Source organism: Chitinivorax tropicus (assembly GCF_014202905.1).
Classification (GTDB): Bacteria; Pseudomonadota; Gammaproteobacteria; order Burkholderiales; family SCOH01; genus Chitinivorax; species Chitinivorax tropicus.
In genome coordinates this window covers 119,575-146,212 of sequence record NZ_JACHHY010000012.1, presented here as the reverse complement: position 1 = coordinate 146,212, position 26,638 = coordinate 119,575, and the positions used below count along the sequence as shown (strand labels likewise).

The 26,638-nt window shown below is 58.4% G+C and carries 20 protein-coding genes; 11 read left to right on the top strand and 9 right to left on the bottom strand.

The genetic code is table 11. The features are described 5' to 3' along the window. The first annotated feature begins 401 nt into the window (after positions 1-401). From HNQ59_RS19915 to HNQ59_RS11025, 4 genes are all read left to right on the top strand, one after another. Positions 402-875, top strand: a complete 474-nt coding sequence (locus HNQ59_RS19915) for a helix-turn-helix transcriptional regulator (protein ID WP_343074245.1) — start codon at positions 402-404, stop codon at positions 873-875. 133 nt (positions 876-1,008) lie between these two features. Next, positions 1,009-1,620, top strand: a complete 612-nt coding sequence (locus HNQ59_RS11035; protein ID WP_184039053.1) for a type IV toxin-antitoxin system AbiEi family antitoxin domain-containing protein — start codon at positions 1,009-1,011, stop codon at positions 1,618-1,620. 89 nt (positions 1,621-1,709) lie between these two features. Next, the gene (locus HNQ59_RS11030; protein ID WP_184039039.1) at positions 1,710-2,789 is read left to right on the top strand and encodes an XRE family transcriptional regulator; all 1,080 of its coding nucleotides are present in this window, start codon (positions 1,710-1,712) and stop codon (positions 2,787-2,789) included. Continuing rightward, positions 2,770-3,279, top strand: coding sequence for a PIN domain-containing protein (locus HNQ59_RS11025; RefSeq protein ID WP_024958020.1), 510 nt, complete (start codon positions 2,770-2,772; stop codon positions 3,277-3,279). The genes HNQ59_RS11030 and HNQ59_RS11025 overlap by 20 nt, the downstream gene beginning before the upstream one ends. A gap of 43 nt (positions 3,280-3,322) precedes the next feature. Here the strand turns inward: HNQ59_RS11025 and HNQ59_RS11020 are convergent, their stop codons facing one another. Genes HNQ59_RS11020 through HNQ59_RS11005 form a run of 4 tightly spaced genes read right to left on the bottom strand, consistent with a single transcriptional unit; the run spans position 3,323 to position 9,998 of the window. Next, entirely contained in the window at positions 3,323-4,486 is a 1,164-nt protein-coding gene (locus HNQ59_RS11020; RefSeq protein ID WP_184039036.1) for a Wadjet anti-phage system protein JetD domain-containing protein, read from the bottom strand. Beyond that, positions 4,473-7,847, bottom strand: coding sequence for an ATP-binding protein (locus HNQ59_RS11015; RefSeq protein WP_184039033.1), 3,375 nt, complete (start codon positions 7,845-7,847; stop codon positions 4,473-4,475). Before HNQ59_RS11015 ends, HNQ59_RS11020 begins: the two co-directional genes overlap by 14 nt. After that, the gene (locus HNQ59_RS11010; RefSeq protein WP_184039030.1) at positions 7,844-8,551 is read right to left on the bottom strand and encodes a DUF4194 domain-containing protein; all 708 of its coding nucleotides are present in this window, start codon (positions 8,549-8,551) and stop codon (positions 7,844-7,846) included. Before HNQ59_RS11010 ends, HNQ59_RS11015 begins: the two co-directional genes overlap by 4 nt. Beyond that, positions 8,538-9,998, bottom strand: coding sequence for a DUF3375 family protein (locus HNQ59_RS11005; protein ID WP_184039027.1), 1,461 nt, complete (start codon positions 9,996-9,998; stop codon positions 8,538-8,540). Before HNQ59_RS11005 ends, HNQ59_RS11010 begins: the two co-directional genes overlap by 14 nt. 157 nt (positions 9,999-10,155) lie before the next feature. Here HNQ59_RS11005 and HNQ59_RS11000 point away from each other — a divergent pair, with 157 nt between their 5' ends. From HNQ59_RS11000 to HNQ59_RS10970, 7 genes are all read left to right on the top strand, one after another. Further along, the gene (locus tag HNQ59_RS11000; RefSeq protein ID WP_034019480.1) at positions 10,156-11,055 is read left to right on the top strand and encodes a helix-turn-helix transcriptional regulator; all 900 of its coding nucleotides are present in this window, start codon (positions 10,156-10,158) and stop codon (positions 11,053-11,055) included. Beyond that, positions 11,055-14,324, top strand: coding sequence for a helicase-related protein (locus HNQ59_RS10995; RefSeq protein WP_184039024.1), 3,270 nt, complete (start codon positions 11,055-11,057; stop codon positions 14,322-14,324). Before HNQ59_RS11000 ends, HNQ59_RS10995 begins: the two co-directional genes overlap by 1 nt. Next, the gene (locus HNQ59_RS10990; RefSeq protein ID WP_184039022.1) at positions 14,321-15,022 is read left to right on the top strand and encodes a DUF4391 domain-containing protein; all 702 of its coding nucleotides are present in this window, start codon (positions 14,321-14,323) and stop codon (positions 15,020-15,022) included. Before HNQ59_RS10995 ends, HNQ59_RS10990 begins: the two co-directional genes overlap by 4 nt. After that, entirely contained in the window at positions 15,019-17,721 is a 2,703-nt protein-coding gene (locus tag HNQ59_RS10985) for an ATP-binding domain-containing protein (protein ID WP_184039019.1), read from the top strand. Before HNQ59_RS10990 ends, HNQ59_RS10985 begins: the two co-directional genes overlap by 4 nt. Positions 17,722-17,795: 74 nt before the next feature. Continuing rightward, the gene (locus tag HNQ59_RS10980; protein WP_184039016.1) at positions 17,796-19,709 is read left to right on the top strand and encodes a site-specific DNA-methyltransferase; all 1,914 of its coding nucleotides are present in this window, start codon (positions 17,796-17,798) and stop codon (positions 19,707-19,709) included. 10 nt (positions 19,710-19,719) lie between these two features. Beyond that, positions 19,720-22,773 (top strand): type III restriction-modification system endonuclease, encoded by a 3,054-nt coding sequence (locus HNQ59_RS10975; RefSeq protein ID WP_184039013.1) that lies wholly within the window; start codon positions 19,720-19,722, stop codon positions 22,771-22,773. A gap of 16 nt (positions 22,774-22,789) precedes the next feature. Continuing rightward, positions 22,790-24,652, top strand: a complete 1,863-nt coding sequence (locus tag HNQ59_RS10970; RefSeq protein WP_184039010.1) for a GmrSD restriction endonuclease domain-containing protein — start codon at positions 22,790-22,792, stop codon at positions 24,650-24,652. Here the strand turns inward: HNQ59_RS10970 and HNQ59_RS10965 are convergent. The 5 genes from HNQ59_RS10965 to HNQ59_RS10945 form a co-directional block, all read right to left on the bottom strand. Further along, positions 24,633-24,893, bottom strand: a complete 261-nt coding sequence (locus HNQ59_RS10965; RefSeq protein ID WP_184039007.1) for a hypothetical protein — start codon at positions 24,891-24,893, stop codon at positions 24,633-24,635. The two genes, HNQ59_RS10970 and HNQ59_RS10965, sit on opposite strands and share 20 nt — an antisense overlap. Positions 24,894-24,979: 86 nt before the next feature. Next, positions 24,980-25,447, bottom strand: coding sequence for a glycoside hydrolase family protein (locus HNQ59_RS10960; RefSeq protein WP_184039005.1), 468 nt, complete (start codon positions 25,445-25,447; stop codon positions 24,980-24,982). Further along, positions 25,444-25,920 carry a hypothetical protein gene (locus HNQ59_RS10955; RefSeq protein ID WP_020200522.1) on the bottom strand — a complete coding sequence of 159 codons (477 nt, stop codon included), beginning with the start codon at positions 25,918-25,920 and terminating at the stop codon, positions 25,444-25,446. Before HNQ59_RS10955 ends, HNQ59_RS10960 begins: the two co-directional genes overlap by 4 nt. Continuing rightward, complete coding sequence (locus tag HNQ59_RS10950) at positions 25,917-26,222, bottom strand: DUF6127 family protein (protein WP_020200523.1); 306 nt, start codon at positions 26,220-26,222, stop codon at positions 25,917-25,919. The genes HNQ59_RS10955 and HNQ59_RS10950 overlap by 4 nt, the downstream gene beginning before the upstream one ends. 65 nt (positions 26,223-26,287) lie before the next feature. Beyond that, the gene (locus HNQ59_RS10945) at positions 26,288-26,638 is read right to left on the bottom strand and encodes a DUF2793 domain-containing protein (protein ID WP_184039003.1); all 351 of its coding nucleotides are present in this window, start codon (positions 26,636-26,638) and stop codon (positions 26,288-26,290) included.

Here is a 26,638-nt window from a genome sequence, read left to right as displayed (position 1 = left end):
GATATTTAACGCCGGAAGAATTCCGGCAGAAGTACCACCAACAGAGGACCCAGGTTGCTAATTAAAGACTGGGATACCTAACGGGGAAAGGTCAGTACTGCTCAGGAGATCGTGAACGCGTTCTTAAGAAGAAGAAATGAAAACGCCAGACTGATAACAGTCTGGCGTTGAATCTTGGTGGTGGAGTATAGCAGAGCCTCGAACCGCTTATCTTCAACGATGCCGAAACGTCCCCATAGAAGTCCGTATCGTCGTGCTCAGCAGGGACATTGGTATGGACCGCTGATGCACGCTGATTTCCCGGTCAGGCGACGAGCCGCATCGCAACTCCGCGAATGACTTGGCTTCGTGGCCGGATCTACGCCTGAATGCGTTGCCTTCAACCACAGACGGAGTCAACCATGCAGAAGATGATGATGAACGAAAACGAGCTGGCCACGCGCTGGAACATCAGTCCCAAGACACTTCAACGCTGGCGTAGCGAGGGGCGCGGGCCTCGATTCATGAAAATGTCCAAGCGCGTCGTATACCCCATCGATGAAGTCTTCGACTTTGAGTCCAAAGCCCTCCGAGCTTCAACTTGGGAGCGAGCATCCGACGTCGTGCTTCCGAGCGGCTCTACGTTGATGGACCCGCGCGAAATTTCGTATGTGACCGGGCTCCCTTTGTACCTCTTCACGCAAAAGCAGATGCGAGAGGCATTGGGCATCCCGCATCGTCGGGTTCAGAAGCTCATCCGATTCGACCGCGACGAGGTCATAGCATGGGCCAAACGCTGGGTCCAGGATGCCCAAGACCAGGGCATTGATGTCAAGGTCGATCCTTCAAGCCAGAGCAGATCGTTGCTGCACGCCTTGGCATCGTTGCCAGCCTGACCGTAGCATCCACAACACTGAAAAATGGGTGTAAATGGGCGCGGAAATGGCTCAGGCCGCAGCAGCCAGTCGTCCAGTTCCGTTTGATCGTCAAATACAAATATTAGACGATCAAACGGAACATACTTCAGCAATGCTCTCCGAGACCCACACCCAGCGCATCCTTGATCTGGCCAGCCAGAGAGGGCTGCTGCGCGCCAGCGATTTGGACGCCATCGGCTCGCCCCGGGTCATCCTGACGCGCATGACTGCCGCAGGACTGCTGGAACGGGTCGGGCGGGGTCTTTACCGTCTTCCAGGCACACAGATGACGGAATTCGAGAGTCTTGCCCTTGTCGCCACCAGGGTGCCGCAAGCCGTGTTCTGCCTGCTCACCGCACTCCAGTTTCACGGGCTGACCACCCAACTGCCGCGTCAAGTCTGGATCGCGATGCCGCGCGGTAGCCACTCACCCCGGATCGACTATCCGCCGATTCGGATGGTTCAGATGGCCGGTGGAGCTCATCTGGCAGGCGTCGAAGAGCACCTTTGCAACGGGGTGAAGGTACGGATCTACAGTCCGGCCAAGACCGTTGTCGATTGCTTCAAACATCGCAACAAGATCGGTCTGGATGTGGCGCTGGAGGCCTTGAAAGACGCCTGGAGGACGCGCAAGGCGTCCGCAGACGATCTGTGGCGCTACGCCCAGGACTGCCGCGTCGCCACTGTGATGCGCCCCTACATGGAGGCAGTCGCCCACGAGTGATGCCACGGCCTCCGAGGCGGGCGGGGTTCTCTTTGGTTTAAAAATTTGGTAGAATGACGGTTGTTTTAAACCCAACCCAAGGAGGCGTCATGATTGCAGATCGCATTCGTCAAGCACGATTGGCGGCAGGTCTGACCCTGGGTGCGTTGGGTGAACAGGTGGGTGTTTCTCACACCGCCATCCAGAAGTACGAGAAGGGTCTGCTGACGCCGTCGTCGACTCAGCTGCTCAAGCTGGCCCGCGCCTGCGGCATCCGGACCGAGTACTTCTTCCGTACGCATACGGTTGAACTGCTGCAGCCCGAGTTCCGCAAGCTCTCGACCTTTGGCAAGACGGCGCAGGATGCGCTGAAGATCAAGGTCGTCGAACTGGTGGAAAGGCGCGTGGAGTTGCTTGGCGCATTTCCCGAACTGCCGTTCCCGGCGTTTGCACCGCCCGAGAATCTGCCTGAGCAGATCACCTCGCTGGATGAGATCGATGCCTTCTCGGATACGGTCCGCAACGCTTGGCAGTTGGGGCTGAATCCGATTGCTGACCTCACCGACACCCTCGAAGGCCTTGGCTTGCTGGTCATCGTGGTCGATGAAGAAAACCCGGGCTTCTCTGGCTTGACGGCCAAGGCTCGAACCGATGATGGCCGGGAGTATCCGGTCGTGGCTGTTTCCAAGCGCTGGCCTGGTGATCGACAGCGGTTCACCCTGGCGCATGAGCTGGGGCATTTGCTGCTCGAAGGACGACTGGCTGACGGCATCGACGAAGAGAAGGCCTGCGACCGGTTCGCCGGTGCCTTCCTGGCTCCGCGTGTCGCGGTGTTGCAGTTGCTTGGCGCACAACGTCATGCCCTGGAATGGCAAGAGCTGTACGTGCTCAAACACGAGTTCGGCCTATCGATGGCCGGATGGCTGCAGCGCGCAAAACAGTGTGGCGTGATCACCGAGGCTGCTCACCTTTCGATGGTGAAGCGGTTTTCGGCCAAGGGCTGGCGAAAGACTGAGCCGGGCGAGCCACTGCCGCAAGAGCATCCACGACTGTTTGATCAGTTGGTGTACCGCGCCTTGGCCGAACAATACATTTCCGAAGGCAAGGCGGCGGAACTGCTGGGCATCCCGATGATGCGCTTCCACAAAGAACGCCAGCTGGAGTCATCGGATGCGGTTGCTCATCAGTGATGCGAACATCTTGATCGATATGGAAGCGGGAGCGTTGATGGAGACGCTCTTCCAGCTTCCGATGCAGTTCGGCATCCCTGATCTGCTGTACTACGAAGAAATCGAGCCGGGCAGTCCGGGCCTGGAAGACTTGGGCTTGCAGGTCATGGAGGTCAGCGGCGACTTCGTAGCCTATGCCCAGCAGTTGCCAGGCCAGCACAATCACCTACTTCCCGCGAAAAACGGCCCCAAGCCCAGTCACAACGACTACTTGGCATTGGCGCTTGCGAAGCAAGAGGCCTGCACCCTACTCACGGGCGACACCAATTTGCGAATTGTTGCCAACAAGGAACAGGTCAACGTCATGGGCACCATTGGGTTGCTGTGCGCCATGATCGAGAACCAGCTGCTGACTGTCGACGACGCCTTCAAGGCACTCGACCGAATGAAGTCGGGCAAGCGACGGCTGCCCTGGCCAGAAGCCGAAAAAGTGTTGAACGCGCTGCGCTGATCAGGGGTCGCCATCGGCTACCAACTGCTACAGGCCGCTGGCTCTAGGCCAATGACCCTTGCAACACGTTCCATGCGGTAGTCCAGTCGATTCGCTCCTGCTCCAAGCGAACGTTTTGTCCCCAGCGCTGCTGCTTGAGATCCCGATAAAGTTGCTGCTCATCCTTGGTTAGGAGCGTCAGTTCCGCTGCTGAATGCTGCGCCGCCTCGTCCACCCACAGTGCCTTGTGTCGAAGCAAAGTCTCTTCGTCCATGAGCACGGATTGCAACTCTGGAATGTATGAACGGGCGCGATGCAGAATGGCAAATCCATGGGTATCCAAGTCACCCCAGTAGATGCACCTCGCACGGGCAAGCCAAGGTAGCCGGGCCAACACGTCGACGTTATAGCCAAGGCGCATGAACACGACAGCGCCCGGCATGTCGGACATTGCCAGTCCCGTTTGAAGGTTCTCGACAATGAACACATGCGAGACAGGCCAACTGATACCTGCGAGGTCGTCAACCGGCGCAGTGATGTCACCCACGCCTCCGACATGAGCTCGCAACGACTGATCCAGCACCCTCATGCGCACAAGGAGTGGTGGAGCCTTCAGGCCGCACCGCTGGTAAAAATCCAGGTCGCTGGATGAGTCCTCCTGTATTGCGGCCATCAGATCCGTCAGCAGCCCTTTGCGCCCATCAAGCCATTTGCTGTCCAGTCCTGATACCGGCATCTGGCGGGGATACAGGTTGGAGTTCGGATGGCTCGCAATCCAATCCAGCATCTCTGTAAGCCTTTGATAGTCGGCATCGCTGTAGTCTGCGAGGACATCAAAGTATCTCGGCAACTGCTGCGCCAGTACCGGCCAGCGGGCAATTAGCGCCCGGTAGCGAGACTGGGCGCGCTCCCACCGTGCGGATTCACCAATCCACATGGCAACGTCTTCGGGACCGCGCAACGCTAGTTTCTCTGGCAGTCGCTGGACACCAAGCGCCTTCCACCGCCGGTCACACCAAGATAGGATGCCGACCCCTTGCCAGCCTTGCCATGCGCTCACCCAAGCGCGAACACCATCGACTTGTCTCAGCGCAGCCTGTTCCGTCGGTGCACCGAGCGCAACCTCTAGCGGCCACAGGCTTTCGCCCGCATCACCGATCAACCACTCGCGGTGCTTGCTCTGAAAGCGACGGACAAGGGCCTGCCTGACATCTTCAGGAAGCTTCAACGCTAGCCTCCTCTCGTGCGTGCTCTGGGAGCTTCAACCGCTGACGGTCACCGTCGTACTCGATCAGCAGGACGCCTGAAACGCGCCGGTCGCTGATATCTACGAAGCAGGCACCACCGATGAATGGTTCAAGGGTCATGACGGACTTCAGCGGTGTAGCGACTACCATCTGGAATCCGAAATTGGTAAAGATGTTCATCGCCAAAGCGGTGAACTCGTTATCAGCCTTGTCGAAGGCTTCATCAAGCACGACGGGCGCGTACATCGGCACGCCGTGGTCGTTCCCGCCCAGCTGATACCGCAATGCAGCGGCCAAGCACGTGGTGGCCAGCTTCTGTCGTTGACCGCCAGACTTGCCTGCTCCGCTGCGGTAGATCTCGACCTCGACGCCGCTTTCATCGATTTCCCTTCCGATGAACTCCACATGTTGTCGAACGTCGAGCACGGTTTCACGCCAACGTTTTTGCTCGGGGTCCTGACTGGCGAGTCGATCAACAAGTCGGCGTAGGGCCAGGAACCGTGCCTCGGCAAACTCGCGGTCCTCCGTCCACGCATGGCTCAGAGCCTGCTGGATTTCCTGCTTGAACTCCTTGACGTCGACAAGCTGCCGGTCGCTGGCATCGATGTGGAGATAGGTGCGTTGATTGGCGCTCTGATTGAAAGGCACCTGGCCAAGACTGTCGTTGACGAGATCCATCCGCTCAAGGATGGCTTTGCGCGCATCGTTCAGGTAAGTGGAAAGTGCCGCCAGATTCTGGTGGCTTTGGTTTTGAAGCAGCTCGAAGAACCGCTGCTCATAGGCAGGCAAGCCATCCGTTTCCAGTCGAACCAATTTGGCGAAGAAGTCTGGCGCGCTGGCGAGGCTCGTGTCCATGTCGCCCGCGTCCATGGGCCACTGACGTTTGAAATCGGCGAAGCGCGCTTCTATTTCCTTCTCGCAGGCACCAATCCCACGGTTGACCTCTTCGATCTCCGCATTGAGTGCGCGTTCTACAGAGGTTGTCACCTTGTCGAGGTTGTCGAGCCGGACTGCATCTGACTGCTTGGCGAAGCGCTCGTCGAGTCCCGAAACCTGGTGCGGCGTCAAAGGAACGAGAGACGCGTCCTGTAGGAGCGATTCCAGTTTCTGCGTACCGGTCTTGATTTGGTCAAGAATCGAGTCGTGCGCGCGCGTTGCCTGGCGAAGCTCCTTATCAGCATCCTCGACGAGCTTCTTTTGCTTCTCGATCTGCTCACTGAGCTGCAGTAGGGTGGTGTTGCCTTCCCGCGCTTCGCGGATTTGCCGCTCAATGGTGGAGATGCGATCCAGCAATGGGAGCAGATCTATTTCCTGCCACTGGAGATTCACCAGCGTTTGGCACTGCATCGCTCGGGTTGCACGGTTCTTGTCTTGGTCGGAGAGTTTGTCGATCTCCCCGCCGAGGCGCGCAATCGCGTCAGCCTGCTCCTGCGCCTGAGCTTGAAACAGCCCGAACTTCTCCCGGTTATCGAATCCGAGCACCCAGTTTCGTCGGTCGCCGACACTTCTGCGGTCGTCTTTCTCGTGCCGAGTTTTGCTGTGCTTGACCTGGCCCTCGCGGGTGATGGCGCGATCTGCGCTCCTGAACGACTGAATGGAATCGACGCACGCGTAATCGAAGCGTTGCCGCAGTTCTGCCTGGAGCCAATCAGCGTAGGCTCCCTCTTTGACGTTCAGCTTGAGTACGAGCGAGTTAGCCCCGATTGGCTTGGCCTGCCACGTCTCCGGACGGCCAGTCCGGTAATACACCAAGCGCTGCCCAAGGTGGGTGGTGTTGATGTGATTGGCCAGCGCGGAATACTGGCGCTCGTCCACAAGGAGTGAGAGCGCAAAGCCGTGCAGGACGCGCTCAATGGCCCCCTGCCATTCGGCCTCGTCAGGTTTCACTTCGACGAGTTCGCCAACAAAGGGAAGTGCCGACTCCGCGATCCCGATGGCGGCAGCGATATTTCGGCGCATTTCCAGCATGTCGGCTGGAATGTTCGATGGCTGGCGCTGGAGTGCCTGCACCTCTTTCACTGCTTGCGAAAATGCTGCCTCAGCGTCCCTTTTTTCTCCTGCCAGGCGGAACTGTTCTTCGCGGTTCGCGTTGCTTCGCTGCTCCCAGTTTTCAACCTCCTCCCGCGCGTTTCCCAACAGTTCCGCGAAGGCTTGAGGCGAATCCGGGAGGCTCCACCCCAGCTTCTTGCATGCCTCTTCGGCCTGACCGCGTTTGCGCAGGCGATCTGTGCGCTGGCCCTCCAGCCCCGATTTCTCAGCCTCCCATTGCTCGATCTGATCACCGCCTGCCTCACGGTGCTGCCGCTCCAGATCGCGCAAGGTTGCGGCGTGGTTATCCAGGGTGCTTTGACGTCGCCCCACTTCACCTTCTGAGCCGTTGGCTTGCACCTCCAGGGCTGCCACATGCTCCTTGAGAAGCTCAATGCGCCGAGTTTCCCGGTAGCCATCAACGCCAAGTCGAAGCTCATCCAGTCCATTGCGTTGCAGCATCAACGAGTCCCTGCGCTGGTGCTGATCCCTCGCTGGCGCGAGTGTTTGAACCTGCTCGCGGGCCGTGACAACCGCCTGGTGGGCAGCATTGAGTTCGCCAAATTCACTGACCAAGCGATCCGCCACCTCGAAGGTCTCGGGCTTGTCGAGCATGAAGTCGCGCAGGAAGGTATTGAGGTCGCCGAGGTTCTTGGCCGACTGGGTTTTGTGCAGCAAACGCAGAGCCATTTCGCTCTCGATGCCGAGCAGACGGCAGAACCGTTCGCAATAGGGGCGGAATTCGTCGCGAGCGAATGCCTCCGGGAAGGGCTGCTTGAGCTTTCGGATGTCGAAGTTTGACTGACCAAAGTCCTCCAGCTCGCGCAGGTCAAAGGCCCGCTCCATGACAAGGTAGTGGCGTTTGACGTCGGCGCTACCGTTTGCATTACCGCGCAGCCAGAACACCTGAACCAACACCACAGACTGGCCCAAGGCATTCTGGTAGGTCAGCGCCAAGGCTGACCAGGTCGTCCCCGCGCGCAGGTAGCGGGTCGCGATCTCGCCTGACTCCCCATCCTTCTGTTCAGCCCACGCACCACGTATGTAGGTAACGAGGTTTCGGTCACGACCGCTGCGGTCCGCCTCGCGCGCTGCAGCGTTGAAATCGATCCAGCGAGGCGGTGTCAGCAACGCCGAAAATGCATCGAGCAGCGTCGACTTCCCAGCGCCGGATCGACCCACAAACAGAAAGCCTCGCTCGCTGATCGGCACATCGTGCAAGCCGGAGAAAGTGCCCCAGTTGTAAACCTGCAGGCGAGTCATCCGAAACTGCTCGCGGGCAAACAAGGAGGCGGTTTGGGGTTCCGAAATCATTGGTCGACCTCCTCATCAGCGTCGGTCTGAGTCAGTTGCGCTGGCGCCTCTCCGGCGGCCATGCGCTGATACAGGTGCGTCAGCGCTTGTATTTCCTCGGCTGAGAATAGGAGTTTCAGCGTCGGCGAAATCTCGAAGCGATCCTCGCTTGAGCGAATTTTCTGCAGGATGCTGTGCTTCTTGATCTTCTCGATAGAGGCGTGAACCCGTTTCACGAACCCTGCACGGTCGGTGTTGGCGGCGCGCTCATAGAGGGAGAGAAACTCCGTGATCTCGTCTGTCGATACCACGGCGCGGTCGCCCTGCGAGTCCGCCTGGGTCAATCGCTGGCGAAGGTGGAGCAACAGAATGGAGTCAATGAAGGTCAGTTGGGCGCGACGCAGCAGAAGGGGCACTTCGAGGTCGCCGGTATCTGCCTGGCGCGTGAAGGCCACTTGCACGTCTCGGTCGATGACCAGTTCGAGAAACAGTTCGGCAAGACGCCGACGGATCACCGCTTCGTCTCGCACCAAGATCGGCCAGAGTTTTGGATGCCGACGTCCATCCAGCGACGGCCCTGCCAGTAGCTGCACCAGCGCGCGCCGGGTATCCAGTGCCAACTCACCGCTGTCACCCATGAACAGGGTGTTGGCAGGCACCTGAGCAGCCTCGGGTGCTTGTGCTTCGGCCGGCATTGCCGATTCATCGTTCTCAGACCAGTTCATTGGCCCGCTCCCTCAAAAAGAAGATCTTTGGAATTCGGGCGCTACGACGCTCGTCGTCGCCTCCAACCCAGCCAACGGTTTCACTGTGGTCGGCCTTGAACCCATGCCGACTGCCCAACGCCAGCAGGCCGACGACGCTGCCCAACCCCTGTGCGGCAGGGAACTGCTCCAGTACGTCGGCAATCGATGCCTGGGAGCGTTGCTCCAGGACTGCCAGCACGTTGGCCTTGAGTGTTCGGAAGTCGATCTCGGACTGAGCGACCAGTTCGCTCACAGACTCCAGGTCGATGGGCGGCGCGTCCCCTTCTGCCATCTGCCCGGGCAATGCTTGCAGGGATGGGTCGTGCAGCACCCATTGGGACAAGGAGCGCAACCGACTGCTCGTGAGTTCCAGCGTGTACTGGAGGGTCTCAGTGGCCCTGACTTCATCTTTCAGGCTCAGTGCTGCGCGCTGAGCGTCTTTCAGCAAGTGATTGAGTCGGCGTTGCTCGAGGTATTCACGGCTCTGGACGAAGTGCTTTAGGCTGCGCGCGAAGGTCTGGAGCACCTCGTGAACCATGCCGCCCTGCTCAAGAAGGGTGCGCGTCAGCCGCAGAAGGAATCGTCGCTCCTTGGCTTCGAGCTGCCCCACGAACTCCCGCGACATAACGCTATCAAGCGCCTGATCAAGCGTGGCCGCCTGCTCCGGGTCCGTAAGCAACCGCCAGAAAGCGGAGAAAGTCCGGCCTGCGTCGCTCTCTGAAATCAGATCGATTCCGGCGAACAGCGAATCCAGAACATCCCCACGATTGCCATCGTTGTCCATGATGCGTTCACGGAGATCGCGATTCAATTGGTCGAACTGATCGCGAACACGGCGGAAATCACCGGCCAGATCGTCGGCCAGCGTGATGATCTCCCGCGTGCGCTCGAGCGCCGTTGTATGGGGTAGCACGCGCATCTGCCCCTTCTGGATGGCGTCAATTTCCTTGTCGATACGGGCTTGCTCGGCCATGAGCCGGTCGATGCGTCGGAACTTGTCGGTGTCGGTGTCCTCGGCAAGTCGGGCCAAGGCCTCGATAACGAGGGTCAGGCGGCTTTCGGTCGCAGCTGAATGCGGCTGTGCCAGTCCAGATACGAACCGAATGGCTTCGACAGCCGCCGTGGAGAGTTCATATTCCTCCTCTGAAGCCCCAGCCGGGAAGCGTCGTTCCAAGTAGCCATCGGCGAGCCAGCTGGCGACATACGCCTGTGCCGTTTGGGGAAAGTCTTCGCCTTGGGCGCGCAGCTCTTCCAGATCCCTTGCGATGCGTTCGTGAAAAATGGAAGCAGGGAGGCTTCGCTCGCCCTCATACAGATGAGATTGAAGCAGGCCAATGACGGTGGGCCCGGTAGTCGAGGCAAGCAGACGCCACAGCGGTTGCGCCCGCATGCGCCGGTAGGTCGCGATGGCTTTGTCTGCTTTCACTCCCATGCTCCAAAGTGCGGGCGTCGCCCGTCATGTGGTAATCACAATGCAACGTATACAAGAATCAAAAACATTGCATTGCCACATTCTAGAGCAGCTTATATACTTCCCGCAATAACCCGCACAAGTATTCGTTAACCCGATAGAGCACTCAGGAATGCCCAAAGACCAACTTGCAGAACTGACCCAGCCTCAGCGCGACCGGCTCGCGTTCATCGAGCTGCGTGTGCGCTTCGTGGGTGAGATCCGTCGGCAGGACTTGGTTGCGCGTTTTGGCATCCAGTCCGCAGCGGCAACCCGGGATTTGGCGCTCTATAAGGAGTTGTCTCCAGGCAACATCGACTATGACCCCAAAGGCAAGGCCTACGTCCTGGGGCCAGACTTCCGCCCCATCTTCGACTTTCCTCCGGAGCGGGTGCTGTCTTGGCTGACGCAGGGTTTTGGAGACGGCGAGCCGATGCGGCTCAAGGCGTGGGTGGCCAGCGAAAGCCCCTCACGGCTTACACACCCGGATCTGGATGTGCTGGCCAGCGTGACCCGGGCGATCCATCAGGGGTGTCCGCTCCGCGTCGAGTACTACTCAATATCTAGCGGCTGTACTGAGCGGGAAGTCGTCCCCTTTGCGCTGATCGACAACGGCCTGCGCTGGCATGTCCGCGCCTTTGACCGGAAGTCTCAGGAGTTCCGGGATTTCGTCATCACCCGGATCAAAAACCCTGTCGTGCTCAAGGGGCAGCCAGTTGCAGCCCATGAGATGAGCGATCAAGACATTCAGTGGACGCGGATCGTCGAACTGGAGTTGGTGCCGCACCCGGATCAGCCCCGGCCGGAGATCACCGAAATGGATTACGGCATGCGCGACGGCGTGCTGCGGATGAAGCTGCGCGCCGCCACAGCTGGGTACATCCTGCGCAAATGGAGTGTCGACTGCTCGCCCGATCATTGTCTGCGCGGACCGGAGTACCGGTTATGGCTCAAAGATCACCTCGCGATTTACGGCGTGAAAAATGCCGTATTGGCACCGGGCTATAGCGCCACTACGAAGGCGGACTCTTGATGGAACTGATCGACAACATCAACCGCCTGCTCGGTGACGATCTCAAGCAGACGCTCAAGCCTGGTGCCTGCCTGAAGATTGCGGCCTCCTGCTTCTCGATGTACGCGTTCGAAGCGCTCAAAGCAGAGCTGGAAAAAATCGACGAGCTTCAATTCATCTTCACCTCGCCGACATTCACCGCCAACGAGGTCACCGACAAGATTCGTAAGGAACGCAAAGAGTTCCACATCCCGAAGGCTGACCGCGAACGAAGTCTGTATGGGAGCGAGTTCGAGATTCAGCTACGCAACAAGCTGACCCAGCGCGCGATTGCAAAGGAGTGCGCTGACTGGATGCGGCGCAAGGCGACCTTCAAGTCAAATCGTAGCAAGGCCCCTATGCAGCAGTTCGCCTGCGTTCAAGCTGCCGCCACAGAGACTGCCTACATGCCATTGCACGGTTTCACCGCCGTCGACCTCGGCTACCAGCAGGGCAACGCTGTCTCCAACCTCGTCAACAAGATGGACGAGCCGACATTCACAGCGACCTACCTCAGTCTGTTCAACCAGATCTGGCAGGACCCCGAGAAGCTGGAAGATGTGACCGCGCAGATTTGCGACCACATCGCATCGGTCTACCAAGAGAACTCTCCCGAGAGCATCTATTTCCTGATGCTCTACAACATCTTCAATGAGTTCTTGGACGACATCAACGAGGACGTCCTGCCGAACGACCGCACGGGCTACCAGGACACGCTCATCTGGAACAAGCTCTTCAACTACCAGAAAGATGCGGCCACCGGGATCATCAACAAACTGGAGACCTACAGCGGCTGCATCCTGGCCGACAGCGTCGGCTTGGGTAAGACCTTCACGGCCCTGGCGGTCGTCAAGTATTACGAGCTGCGCAACAAGTCAGTCCTGGTGTTGTGCCCCAAGAAGCTGGCGGACAACTGGCTGAACTACAACCGCAACCTCAAGACCAACATCTTTGCCCGCGACCGGTTCAATTACGACGTGCTTTGTCATACCGACCTCAGCCGCACCAGCGGCGAGTCGTTTGGCACTCCGCTGAACCGCATCAACTGGGGCAATTACGACCTCGTCGTCATCGACGAGTCGCACAATTTCCGCAATAACGACGCCTACAAGGAGAAGGAAACCCGTTACCAGAAGCTGATGAACAAGGTCATCAAGGAGGGGGTGAAAACCAAGGTGCTGATGCTTTCGGCCACCCCGGTGAACAACCGCTTCAATGACCTGCGCAACCAATTGGCACTGGCCTACGAGGGCGACTCCGAAAACCTCAGCAAGAAGCTGCGCACGGGCAAGACGGTAGAGGACATTTTCCGTGGTGCGCAGGCCAGCTTCAACGCATGGGCAAAGCTTCCACCGGAAGAGCGCACAGCGCGGGCCATCCTGGACTCGTTGGACTTCGACTTCTTCGAATTGCTCGACAGCGTCACCATCGCGCGCTCCCGCAAGCACATCCAGACCTTCTACGACACCAAGGACATCGGCCAATTCCCCGAGCGTCGCAAACCCTTGTCGTTCCACAGCCCGCTCACGCAGCGAACGGACGTGATGAGCTTCAACGAGATCTTCGAGCAACTATCCCTGCTCAAGCTCGCCGTGTATGCCCCGATCAGCTACATCCTGCCGAGTCGGCTCAAGAAATACGAGGAGATGTACGACACCCAGGTCGCTGGCAAAGGAAAGCTCAAGCAAGCCGACCGCGAAAAGAGCCTGCAGGCGTTGATGACGACCAATCTGCTCAAACGCCTAGAAAGCTCGATTGAGTCCTTCCGCTTGACGCTCCAGTCCCTGCGTGCGAACCACACGAATACGCTGGCCAAGATCAGCACGTTCAACCAGACCGGCAGCGTCACCAGCATTGATGACCTGACCGACCAGTTGGAAGACCTCGACGCGGAGGACGACGACCTGCCCACCATTGGGGACAGCGAGATCGGCGGCAAGGTCAAGATCAGCCTCGCCGATATGGACTTGCCGTCTTGGGAACACGAGCTGAAAGTCGATCTGGAAATCATTGATGCCTTGCTGGCGTCCATGAACAAGATCACGCCTGCCGATGATGCCAAGCTGCAGCACCTGAAGGCACTGGTTCTGGAAAAGATCGCAGCACCGCTGAATCCCGGCAACAAGAAGGTGCTGATCTTCACCGCCTTCGCCGACACCGCTGACTATCTGTATGCCAATTTGGCTCCGGAGTTGCTGGCCACACAGACCCTGCACAGCGCGAAAGTCACCGGCAAAGGTGCGCCGAAGTCCACGCTCAAGAAGAGCTACGATTTCCAGGAGCTGCTCACCCTCTTCTCGCCGCGCTCGAAGGAGAAAGCCATCGTGCTGCCGAACGAAGCAGCCGAGATTGACGTGCTGATTGGCACCGACTGCATCTCCGAAGGCCAGAACCTGCAGGACTGCGACTACCTGATCAACTACGACATCCACTGGAACCCTGTGCGCATCATTCAGCGCTTTGGCCGCGTGGATCGCATCGGCTCGCCCAATAGCAGCATCCAGCTCGTCAACTATTGGCCTGACATCTCGCTCGACGAGTACATCAACCTCAAGGAGCGGGTCGAGAGTCGGATGATGATTGCCGACGTCACGGCCACTGGCGACGACAACGTGCTGAGCGCCCAAGCCAACGACGTGTCTTATCGCAAGGAGCAACTGCGTCGTCTGCAAGAGGAAGTGATCGAGCTGGAAGATCTGAAGACCGGTGTGTCGATCACGGACCTCGGGCTCAACGACTTCCGCATGGACTTGCTCAACTACGTGAAGGCCAATGGCGAATTGAGCAACGTGCCAAGCGGAATGCACGCAGTCGTACCTGCCAAGCCGGAGATGGGCCTGCGCCCGGGCGTGATCTTCACGCTGCGCAACCGCAACCCGAGCGTCAACGTCAGTCAGCACAACCGGCTTCACCCTTACTACCTCGTGTACATCAACCGTGAAGGCGAGGTCATTCACGACCACACCGAAGTCAAACGCTTGCTGGACTTGGTGCGTAGTTGCTGCAAGGGCCAAGCCCAGCCCATACCGGATGCCTGCCGCCTGTTCAATAAAGAAACAGCCGATGGCCGCAAGATGCAGGTGTACTCGGATCTGCTCGGCAAGACCATCCGCTCAATGATTGAGGTGAAGGAAGAGAAGGATCTGGACAGCCTGTTCAGCGGCGGGAAAACCACCGCGCTGGTCAACACCATCGCCGGGCTGGATGACTTCGAGCTCATCACCTTCCTGGTGATTCAGGAGGCTGGATGAGTCAGCCCGCCTCGTTGGTGTCGAACGCCGCGTTCATCAGCTACCCGAAGCAGGCAGCCTTTGGCCGAACCCTGCCCAAGAACAAGATCTACGAACACAGCGGTGCCAACACTCGGCTGAAAGACCTGTTCGTCGAGCAGGTGGAGCAGATCATCTGGCAATACAAGCTGGCCCCGGAGACGATCAACCTGCCTGCCAAGGCGGGGGTGCCGGAGCTTCAGATTTTTAGCATCCAGCTCAAGACGCCAGATCTGAATCTGGATGTATTGCGCTGCATCGATGGCGCTGTGCAGTTTCCCATCATCTTCGAGCTGAGCTTTGATGGCCGAACGCAGGTGATTGCCGCGTACAAGCGCCCGAACGAGTCAGACGCCAGCCGTTGGGTCTTGAGCGACTACTTTGCGACGGCCTGGTTGCCGAGTGACATCGAACGCGCTGCCATGCCCTTGGCACTCGACTTGGGCGGTTTGTATGAGCAGGTGCTTCATCGCCTGATCCCCACGCCCGCGCGCCCACAAGAAAGCCTCGCTGACTTGGTCGCCCGCGTTGAACTGGTTGCAGCCAAGCGGCGTGAGGTCGAGAAAGCCTCCAGCAGACTTGCCAAAGAAAAACAATTCAACCGCAAGGTAGAGATCAACGCGCACTTGCGGCAGCTTAAAAACGAACTTGAAGAATTGACCGGGAGGGAGGGTGCATGACGCAGAGCCTGAATGACGAATCGAGGAAACACATCGAGCTGGTCGCTGGCGAAGCGTTAGCGCAGCTCGAAAGCATCGCCGAAACGGCCAAGAGCAAGCTGCACGATGGGCGAACCCTGGGGTCCGATGCGCTGGCAAGCATCAACACAATGACCTCCAGTTCAACTATCCAACGGCTGGATCAGATCAGCCAGGCGAACCGCGAAAGCTACCAAGTGCTGGCGACGGAGCCCGCCATCGCCCGCGTGGTGGTGATCGATGAAGAGGGCGAAGAAAAAACCTACTACATCTGCCGCACTACACCGGTATCGGGCTTCCCCAATTTGGCCAGCTACCGCGCGCCTGTGGGCCGATTAGCCTCGTTGGTAATTGGCGCAGAGTTCACACTCCCCAATGGAACCGTCGTTGAGGTTCTTGAGCGCGCTCAACTCCGCCCCAATGCGCTTGCCGATGGGTGGGACTCTCGCGACACCGTGGTTGAAGCCGAACATTTTGGGCCGTTCACCATCGAGTCACTGCGAGCTCTACTAACAGAGGTTGCGGGGGAAGAAGTCACCGAAGACATCCTGGGCCAATTGCTGGCCGAGGAGACCGTCAAGGCCAATATCATCGACGGCGTTCGCCGCAGCGTCATCACCAAGATGGGGTTGCGTGATCAGCCCATCCTCGATCAATACCAGGACGAGATTTTCCGTCTTCCTCTCGACAAGCGCCTGCTGATCCTGGGGCCGCCCGGTACCGGCAAAACGACAACCCTGATTCGCCGCCTCGGCCAAAAACTCGACACCGCCTTCCTGGAAGAAGGCGAACAGCGTCTGGTTGAGACCGTCGCTTCAGCCCAAGGCATAGCACACGCCAACAGCTGGCTGATGTTCACGCCGACCGAATTGCTCAAGCAATACCTCAAGGAGGCTTTTGCGCGCGAAGGTGTTCCCGCTTCGGATCTGCGCATCAGAACGTGGCAGGACTATCGACGCGAACTGGCCCGAAACGCATTCGGCGTGCTCAGAACAGCTTCCGGTGGCGGCACCTTTGTCCTGAAAGACGGCTTGTCCAGCCTGAGCGACGCCGCACTGGAGCGTCCCATTCAATGGTTTGACGATTTCGACGCATGGCAGCGCAAGGCCTATGTGCAGGAGCTGAATGATGCAGCAACCCAGCTCCACGAAGCCAAAGCTCCCGAAGTCCTGAGTCTCGGCGCACGCCTGCAAGACATCTTGTCACGGGCGGCCGATGGCGCACTGGTTTCCATGTTCGGCTCGCTGGCTGCAGAGGTTGCCAAAGTGCAGGCGCTCGTCAGCAGCTTGAAGGAAGGCTCCGACGCCAAGATCAAGGCCGCACTCAACCTGCAGCTCAACCGCAACCGAGCCTTTCTGGATGAGTTGGCCCGCGTGATCGACAGCCTGCAACAAGCGCAAGCAACGGATGCGGACGATCAAGACGACCCTGATACCGATGAGGAAGAAGACGCCACTGCACCACGCACGGGCCGTGCTGCCGCGCTCAATGCCTATATGCAAGCTGTGCGTGCCCAAGCTCGGGCGGCCGCATCCAAGCGCACCGTCAGCAAGACATCTCGCAACGGCAAGATTATCGAGTGGCTGGGGGATCGTGGCCTGACGGAGGCGGACCGCGCCGAGGTGGGCGCTAGCCTTCTGGTGCAGGCCAGTGCCCGCCGCTTCGTCAACCCGGTCAAGCGCTACCTCGATGGTATCCCGAAGCGCTACCGTGCGTTCAGGCGCGAGCGCCAACCGGCAAACACTTGGTATCGCCATGAAGGCTTTGAAGCGCGTGACATCCACCCGCTGGAGTTGGACATCGTATTGCTGGCCATTTTGCGCGCCGCAGGCGACCTGATCAGTCGGCCCAACGTCCTGCGCGACATCGATAGCCCCGCCTGGTCATCGCTCCAGCCCATCCTCGGGCACTACCGCAACCAGATCCTGGTGGATGAAGCGACCGACTTCTCGCCCATCCAGCTTGCGAGCATGGCGGCGCTGGCGCATCCGCGACTGCGCTCATTCTTTGCCTGTGGCGACTTCAACCAGCGCCTGACTACCTGGGGCGCACGCTCCGCCGACGACTTGAAGTGGGTCTTCTCCGATTTCGACATCAAGGAAATCACCGTCTCCTACCGGCAAAGCAAGCAGCTGAACGATCTGGCCCGCGCCATGATCCGGGCCGTTGGTGGCACCGAGCAAAACGCCAGCTTGCCCGCGCACATGGACAGTGTGGGTGTCGCGCCAGCTCTGCTGGAACACGCCACCAGCACGGAAGCCACGGTTGGCTGGCTGGCGGATCGCATTCGCGAGATCGAACGCTTTGTCGGCCAATTGCCATCCACCGCCATCTTTGTGAACACCGAGGACGACGTTGCCCCGGTAGCTGAGGCACTCAACACCGCCCTGGCCGAGCACAACATTCAGGTGATCGCCTGTCGCGAGGGTCAGGCTGTGGGGCAAGAAAGCAACGTGCGCGTGTTCGATATCCAGCACATCAAAGGCCTGGAATTCGAGGCGGTGTTCTTTGTCGGCATTGACCAGCTCGCCTCGCTGCACCCGGCGCTGTTCGACAAATACCTGTACGTCGGCACCACCCGCGCGGCCACCTACTTGGGCGTGACTTGCCGGGGCACCTTGCCCTCCACCATCGAGAGCCTGCGCATGCACTTGTGCCAGGACTGGCAACAAGGCGACTGAACAGCCCAATACGAATTTGAACAATTGAAAAGCCGCGCATTGTCTGAAGCAGGCACGGCGAATAGAGGAAAAACATGGAAAAGCTAAAAATGCACTCACCCAATCTCACGCAGGACAACATTGCCCGTATTCGTGATTTGTTCCCAGGCTGCGTCACCGAGGCCAAGGGGGAAGACGGCTCTGTGCGCCTGGCGGTGGATTTCGACCAGTTGCGGCAAGAGTTGGCTGAATCGATTGTCGAAGGCCCGCAGGAACGCTACCACCTGAACTGGCCAGGAAAGCGCGAAGCCTTGCTCACGGCCAACGCGCCGATTGCCAAAACGCTGCGCCCCTGCCGCGAAGAAAGCGTGGACTTCGACACCACCAAGAACCTGTTCATTGAGGGCGACAACCTCGACGCGCTGAAGCTGCTGCAGGAGACCTACCTCGGCAAGATCAAGATGATCTACATCGACCCGCCATACAACACGGGAAACGATTTCATTTACGAAGATGACTTCGCCGAAAACAGTGAAGAATTCCTAAGGAAATCAAATCAAGTCGATGAAAAAGGAAATCGCCTTGTCGCCAATAAGGATTCGAATGGCCGTTTTCACTCGGATTGGCTGTCAATGATGTATCCAAGAATTAAGCTGGCCAAAAATCTTCTCTCCGAGGACGGAGTTCTTTTCCTGACTCTTGATGACACAGAAGTAGCCAACATGCGACGCATAGGCGATGAAATCTTCGGCGAAAGCAACTTCTTGGCAAACGTTGTATGGCAAAAAAAATATGCGGTAGCAAATGATGATCCTGGAATTGGCGTAATGCACGACCACGTTCTCGTCTATCGAAAATCAGAGGCATTCGTCAGAGGCCTGCTCCCACGTAAAGCGGAGCAAAACGCACGCTACACCAATCCAGATAATGACCCCAGGGGCGAATGGGCTTCGGATAATTACGTTAGTAACAAATCTAAAGATGAGCGACCGACACTTTGGTACTCAATCACTCATCCTCGCACTGGCGAGGAAGTTTGGCCGGAAGAGCACGCGGTCTGGCGATACTCTAAGGAAAAACACTTGGAGATTGAACGGGAGGGTCGGCTGTTTTGGGGACCAAACCAATCCTATAAAAAGCCGCGACTAAAGCGTTACCTCAAAGAGGTTCAACAGGGGATTGTTCCTCCGACCTGGTGGACGTTCGAGGAGTGTGGTCACAACGATGAAGCGCAGAAGGAAACAGCTGCATTACTTGGCCAAAAAGTATTCTCCACACCGAAGCCAATTCGGCTGATCGAGAGAATGATTGCTATTGCAGGAGCAAAGGACGGGATTATTCTCGACTTTTTTGCAGGTTCTGGTTCAACTGCACACGCAACCTTGAAAGCCAATGCCCAAGACGGCGGAGTTCGCCAGTACATTGCAATTCAACTTCCAGAGCCACTGTCCGAAGAAAATAACACTCAAAAAAGTGCAGCTATCTTCTGCAAGCAGATTGGGGTTGAGTCAAATATTGCGGAACTGACAAAGGAGCGCCTGCGTAGAGCAGGGAAAGAGATTCTGGAGAAAAGTCCTAATGAGAACTGGAGCAAGGATGTCGGTTTCCGCGTTCTCAAAGTCGAAACCTCCAATATGGCCGACGTTTACTACGCGCCTGATGCCCTGGACAAGGCCAAGTTCGACCTGTTCGTTGACAACATCAAGCCCGACCGCACGCCCGAGGACCTGCTGTTCCAGGTGATGCTGGATTGGGGTGTCGACCTGGCCCTGCCCATCACCAAGCAGTCCATTCAAGGCAAAGACGTGTTCTTTGTCGATGGCAATGTGCTGGCCGCCTGCTTCGACGCCAGCGGCAGTATCGACGAAGCCTTTGTGAAGGAACTGGCGAAGCAACAGCCTCTGCGTGTGGTGTTCCGCGACGCGGGCTACAAGAACAGCGCGGTCAAGATCAACGTCGAGCAGATTTTCAAGCTCTTGTCGCCCGCCACCGAAGTGAAATGCATCTGAGGGGCGCGCGATGAAACTCAAATTCAAAACGCAGGCTTATCAGACAGCGGCGGTACAAGCCGTGGTCGACTGCTTCAAAGGGCAGCCGCCTGCCACGGCAGAGGCCATCAGCTATCGCATCGATCCGGGCAAGGCCAAGAAAGGTGTCGAGGACCTGTTTGCGGAGGGCGGGTTCAAGAACGCCGACCTGAAGCTGAGCGATATCGCGCTGCTGGAGAACATCACCCAAGTTCAGCATCAACAGAACCTGCCGCAGTCGTCCGAACTGGTGAAGACCAAGGTCAGCCGGGTCAACCTCGATGTCGAGATGGAAACCGGCACCGGCAAGACCTATTGCTACATCAAGACGATCTTCGAGCTGAACAAGCAGTACGGCTGGAGCAAGTTCATCATCGTGGTGCCCAGCATCGCCATCCGCGAAGGTGTGGCCAAGTCGCTGGAGATCACGGCCGAGCACTTTCTGGAGACCTACCACAAGAAGGCGCGCTTCTTCATCTACAACTCCAAACAGCTGCATCACCTGGAGAGCTTTTCGTCGGATGCGGGCATCAACGTGATGGTGATTAACGTGCAGGCCTTTGCCGCCCGTGGCGCGGACAACCGGCGTATTTACGATGTGCTCGACGATTTCCAGTCTCGCCGCCCGATTGATGTGATCAGCGCCAACCGGCCAATCCTGATCCTGGACGAGCCGCAAAAAATGGAAGGTGCAGCAACGCTCAAGTCCTTGGAGGAATTCAAGGCGCTGATGGTGCTGCGCTACTCGGCCACCCACAAGACAACGCACAACAAGATCCACCGGCTGGACGCCCTGGACGCGTACAACCAGAAGCTGGTGAAGAAGATCGCAGTGCGCGGCATCTCAGTGAAGGGACTGGCGGGCACCAATGCCTATCTGTATCTGCAGTCCATCGAGATTTCGAGCAAGGCACCGGTGGCCCGCGTTGAGTTCGAGCAGAAGCTGAAAAGTGGCGAGATCAAGCGCATCGTCCGCAAGCTGGGCAAGGGCGACAACCTGTTTTCCGACGGCTTTTCAAACGAGCTGGATCAGTACCGTGGTTTTGTGGTGGCGGACATCAATGCCAACACCGACACCTTGAGCTTCACCAACGGCGTTGAACTGTTTGTGGGCGAGGCCACCGGCGACGTGAACGAAGCATCGCTGCGCCGTATCCAGATTCGGGAGGCGATCAAGGCGCACTTCGACAAGGAACAGGCGCTGTTCCAGCAAGGCATCAAGGTCTTGACCTTGTTCTTCATCGATGAAGTGGTCAAGTACCGCGACTACTCGGCAGCGGACGAGAAAGGCGACTACGCGCGGATCTTTGAAGAGGAGTACAGCCAGTACCTGAACGAGGTGCTGGACTTGGATGAAACGCCGTACATCAAGTATCTGAAGGGCATTGCAGCGGAAAAGACGCACAGCGGATACTTTTCCATCGACAAGAAGACCAAGCGCGACGTCGACCCGAGCATAGCCAAGACTGGCGAGAACAAAGGCCTGTCCGACGATGTGGATGCCTACGACCTGATCCTTCGAAAGAAGGAGCAACTACTCAAATTCGAAGAGCCGGTACGTTTCATCTTCTCGCATTCGGCCCTGCGCGAAGGCTGGGACAACCCCAACGTCTTCGTGATCTGCTTCCTGAAGCACCCTGACTACAACAACGAGGTCACGCGCCGACAAGAGGTCGGTCGTGGTCTGCGCTTGTCTGTCAATCAGCTCGGCGACCGGGTGGATCATCCGGCCATCGTCCATGACATCAACGTGCTGACCGTGGTGGCGAGCGAAAGCTTCAAGGAGTTCGTCACCGCGCTGCAGAAAGATATCAGCGACTCCTTGTCGGCCCGCCCCAAGGTGGCCAACGAAGCCTACTTCACTGGCAAGGTGCTCAAGACGCCCACCGGCGATGTCGAAGTGACGCCGCAACTGGCCAAGCAGATCTACAAGTACCTGCTCAAGAACGATTACAGCGACGATACCGACCGCATCACAGGCACCTACCACGAGGCCAAGAAAGGCGGCACCCTGGCACCGCTGCCCCCGGAGCTGCAGGCGCATGCCGAGCAGGTGTACCAGCTGATCGACAGTGTCTTCAGCGACAGCCAGATGTTTGAGATCGGCGACGACCGCCGCCCCAAGAAGAACCCGCTCAACAGCAACTTCGACAAACAGGAGTTCAAGGCGCTGTGGAACCGGATCAATCGCAAGGCGGCCTACAGCGTCGACTTCGATTCGGCAGAGTTGGTGACAAAGGCGGTCGCCGAACTGGACAAGAGTCTTCGCGTGACGCCGTTGCAGTACACCATCCAGACTGGCGAGCAGGCGGCCCAGGTGACCTATGACGGTCTCAAGGATGGCGAAGCGTTCGTGCTCAAGGCCACCGAAACGGAAAAGAACGTGCATTCGATTCACTCTGCGGTGAAGTACGACCTGATCGGCAAGATCGCTGAAGGTACGCAGCTGACCCGACGCACGACGGCAGACATCCTCAAAGGAATCAACGTCGCGGTGTTTGCCCAGTTCCGCACCAATCCGGAGAGCTTCATTGCTGAAACCGTGCGGCTGATCAATGAGCAGAAGGCGACGATGATCATCGAACACTTGGCCTACGACCCGGTCGAGGACAAGTTCGATCTAGATATTTTCACTGCAGGCCAGACCAAGCAGGACTTCAGCAAGGCCGGTGACAAGCTCAAGCGGCACATCTACGACTACGTGATCACGGATTCCGGCATCGAGCGGAAATTCGTCGAGACGCTGGACACCTGCACCGAAGTGGTTGTGTACGCCAAGCTACCACGTGGCTTCCTGATCCCGACGCCGGTGGGTGACTACAACCCTGACTGGGCAATCTCGTTCAAAGAGGGCACCGTCAAGCATGTCTATTTCGTTGCGGAGACAAAGGGGTCGATGTCAACGATGCAACTGACGAAGATCGAGGAAACCAAGATCGAATGCGCCCGCAAGTTCTTCAATGAGATCAACCGGAAGTACGCTCCCGAGAACGTCAAGTACGACGTGGTGAAGAGCTTCGACAAGTTGATGGATCTGGTGAAGTGAAAACGAAGGCAAAACCATGAGCACTTTCGACAGCACCAAGCGGCTATTGCCAGAGATCCTTGCCGAAATCGTCAAGGCGAAGATTCAGTTGCCGGACTTTCAGCGTGGATGGGTGTGGGATGACCAGCACATTCGCAGCCTTCTGGTGAGCATCGCCCGGTCGTTCCCGGTTGGCGCAGTCATGCTGCTGGAAACCGGGGGCGAGGCCAAATTTCAGGTGCGGCCCGTCGAGGGGATTGCGCCCCCGCCAGGTTCTTCAGATGCGGAACTCTTAATCCTCGATGGACAGCAACGCCTCACCACCTTGACGCAAGTCTTGGCCACGAAGGAAGCGGTAAAGACCCGCACAGAAAAGGGCAAGCCGATTCGACGCCACTACTACTGGAACGTCGAAGTGGCGCTGGAAGGCGGGGATCGCCTGGAGGACGCCATCGAGGCCATCGAAGAGGACAAGATCAAACGCTCTAACTTTGGCCGTCAGATCGATCTTGATTTGAGCACGACGCAGAAGGAGTGTGAGCAGCTTTATTTTCCGTGCGATCAGATCCTGAACTCGGATGCATGGGAAGAAGCCTTGCAGGAGTACGCGCCAGAGAAGTTCGGCCTGTACATGCAGTTCCGTCGTCAGGTATTGAATGCCTTCCGAAACTACCAGCTACCTGTGATCCAGTTGGGCAAGGCCACCACGAAGGAAGCCGTATGCCTGGTCTTCGAGAAGGTCAACACAGGTGGTGTCCCTCTCAATGTTTTCGAACTGGTCACAGCGACCTACGCGGCTGACGGCTTCAATCTGCGTGATGACTGGCATGGCAACGCCACCCGTAATATCTCTGGCCGGTATCAGCGCTTGTGCAAAGAGGCGCTACTGTCACAAGTGGAGTCCACGGACTTCCTGCAGGCCGTATCGATGTTGCACACGCTGGAGTTGCGTCGTGCCGATGTAGCGTCGGGGAAAACGGGGAAGTCCGTGCAACCTGTGAGCGCAAAGCGAGTGTCGATACTGGCCATGCCCTTGAGCGCGTATGCCAAATGGGCAGACGAAGTCGAAGCGGGCTTCCTTCTCGCAGCCAAGTTTCTGCGCAAAGAGTGTGTAAAAACGCCACGCGAACTGCCTTATCGAACACAACTGGCTCCGCTTGCTTCGGTGCTTGCCCACCTGCGTGAGCGCTGGCTTGAGCCGCGCATTTACCAAAAGCTGTCTCACTGGTACTGGAGCGGTGTTCTTGGCGAACTTTACGGCAGCGCCATCGAAACTCGAATCGCGAACGACGTTGAAGATCTTCTGCAATGGATCGAAAGCGACGCTGCGACACCTCGAACCATTGCGGATGCGGCCTTCAGCCCTGACCGCCTCGACACGATGACCTCTCGCCTGTCAGCTGCATACAAAGGGCTGAACGTGCTGGTGCTTCGTGAGGGCGCACAGGATTTCTTCTGGAAGGCAAAAATCCAGGAACTTGACGACGAAGAGCTTGCCCTCGATATTCATCACATCTTTCCGCAGGACTGGTGTGAGAAAAACGGTATCAAGCGCTCCGTCTACAACACGGTCGTCAACAAGACCCCTATCTCCTACAAGGCCAACCGAATGATCGGGGGGCATGCGCCATCGATCTACTTGTCAAAGTTGCAGGCGCACACGCAGGTTCAGCTGGCAGACGCGCCGATGAACGCCATTGTCGGGTCACATCTCATCGATACGACGGCGCTCCGGGCTGATGATTTCGAAGGCTTCTACAAAGCCCGAAAGGCAGCCTTGGTCAAGCTGGTCGAGCGGGCCATGGGCAAGGCGGCGGCAGTTGGCACTGGCGGACCGGAGCTTGGTGAGGCCGAAGAGGATGACAGCGATCAGCAGGAAGTCATTTCGCCAGTCGCGTGAACATCGCTTGGGCATTGGCGATCAGGTCTAGCCGAAGGTTTGGTGTGATACCGGTCGCCAAGTGATTCAGCGTCCAGTTGAGCAACTCCGCCTTCCGGGCCGGGCTATCGGCTGCGTCGAACTTCTCGATATATGAATCAAGTTCATGCAGGGCTCGGATCAACGTTCCACGTGCATTGGCCAGCGCATCCGCAGCGTTTTGTTCTGCGATCTGGGTCTGCCATTCGGTTTCATTTTTCATGATGTAGTTCTTCAAGTGGTTGGTGACGTGGATGACATGAACGCGCTGTTCGGCGGTAAAGCCAAGCTCTTCCTACTGGTTCGGGATCAGGCGTTGCGAAGCAGCCAAGCGGCCTCCGCTTCCCGCCGAGCGACAAGCCCCGGCAGCACTTTTCCGCCGCCGTAGACCCATCGGCGCAGTTCATTCGCTGCGGCAGTCCAGTCCCGCTGATTGACGCGCCGACGCAGCGTTGATGTCTGCAGCCGCCCCGCGCCGAGGTTGAAGGTGAAGTCGACAATGGCCGCGAGCCGCGCTTCCGGCTCCGTGGCTAGCACCGGGCAGTAGCGCAGCGTCGCCGCCAGAGCCGTCTGCAGATCGCACGTCAGATAGGACTCGGCTTCTGCCTCTGTGATTGGCGGGTGCTTGGGGTCGCAGAGATGGCCGTACCCAATCGTCCAGAAACCTGCGGGGCAGATGTAGGGAACGGCGGTGATCTCGATTCCGCGCTTCACCCTGCGCTCGAATCCCTCGAAGCGTTTGGCCAGTTCGATGGCCGCTTTGGGTACCTCGATCACGGCCGCACCCGGTCAAACACGCGCCCGAGGAACCAGAAGTTCAGCACCCCTGCCCATAGCGCCTGATCGGCCTCCGTCCAGGCATGCAGGATGGCCGTGCCCCAGCCAGCACCGGCAGTCACTGCAGCCGCGAATGCGGCCGTCTTGGCGGCGCAGTACAAGGCCATGAACCAGTAGGTGATGACCGGGCGAACGCTGCAAGACAGGGCATCGGCCCAGCGCACGCCGGTTTTCTCGCCCTGCGTGCGCACGGCTTCGCGCAAGGTTTCGATGGCTCCGACGTTCCACGCGGCATCGGCACCCGCGCCGATTTCCGACATTCGCTGCGCGCCACGCAGCTTCTCGAACTCCAGCGCCTTGTCCTGCATCGCCAGTTCATGGCCGCGCTCACCTTTGCGGTCGAGCCACTTGAGGATTTCAGGTGCGAGACGGAAGGCCCCACCGAGGAGGCCACCGAGCAAGGTCTCGATCATTGTGGGCCTCCCATCAGTTTCAACTTGATGGCGGCTCCGACCAGCAGCGCGGCAAGGATGCCGGTGGTGATGACCTTGACGGTGGTCTGCCAAGCCGTGCGGCGGGCATCGCGCCAGGCTTCCAGCAGGTCGCGCAATTCGCGGATGTCGCGCGCTGCGTGGCCGTTTTCCAGACCGAGGTGGGTCAGGACACGCTCGGCTCCGCGTTCAGCGGCGCGGTCCAGCAGTTCGTCGAAGTCCTCGCGGCGCAAGAGGAGCATGTTCTCGACGAGCGCAGGCTGTTGTTGTTCGGGTTCGGTCATTGCGGTCTCCAGAAATACGAAACCCGCCTCGTGGGCGGGTTTCTGGTGGGTACGAAGATGGGAAATCAGATGGAGACGCCTGCGCTCCAGCCGGTGGACTTGTAGGCCGAGAGCTTGGCTTCGTCCTCGATGTAGCAAAGCCAGCCGATCTTGGGCGAGTGGTACTCCCAGGCATCGGCAATGCGCACCGCGATCTGATTGGTTTTTCCCGCCCACACGCCCGTGGCAGCGGCAGGCACGATGTAGCGGTCGCCATTGATGGGGCTGGCCGGTGGCGTTGTCAGGTCGCGGTCTTTCACGGACAGACCGACCACCGCGCCGAGGCGCTTGAGGTTGGCATCCATGCCGGTGTCCCAGCCGCTCTCGCCGAGCGTCCAGCCGTAGTTGAGTCCAAGGTTCGGATCGGTTGATGACAT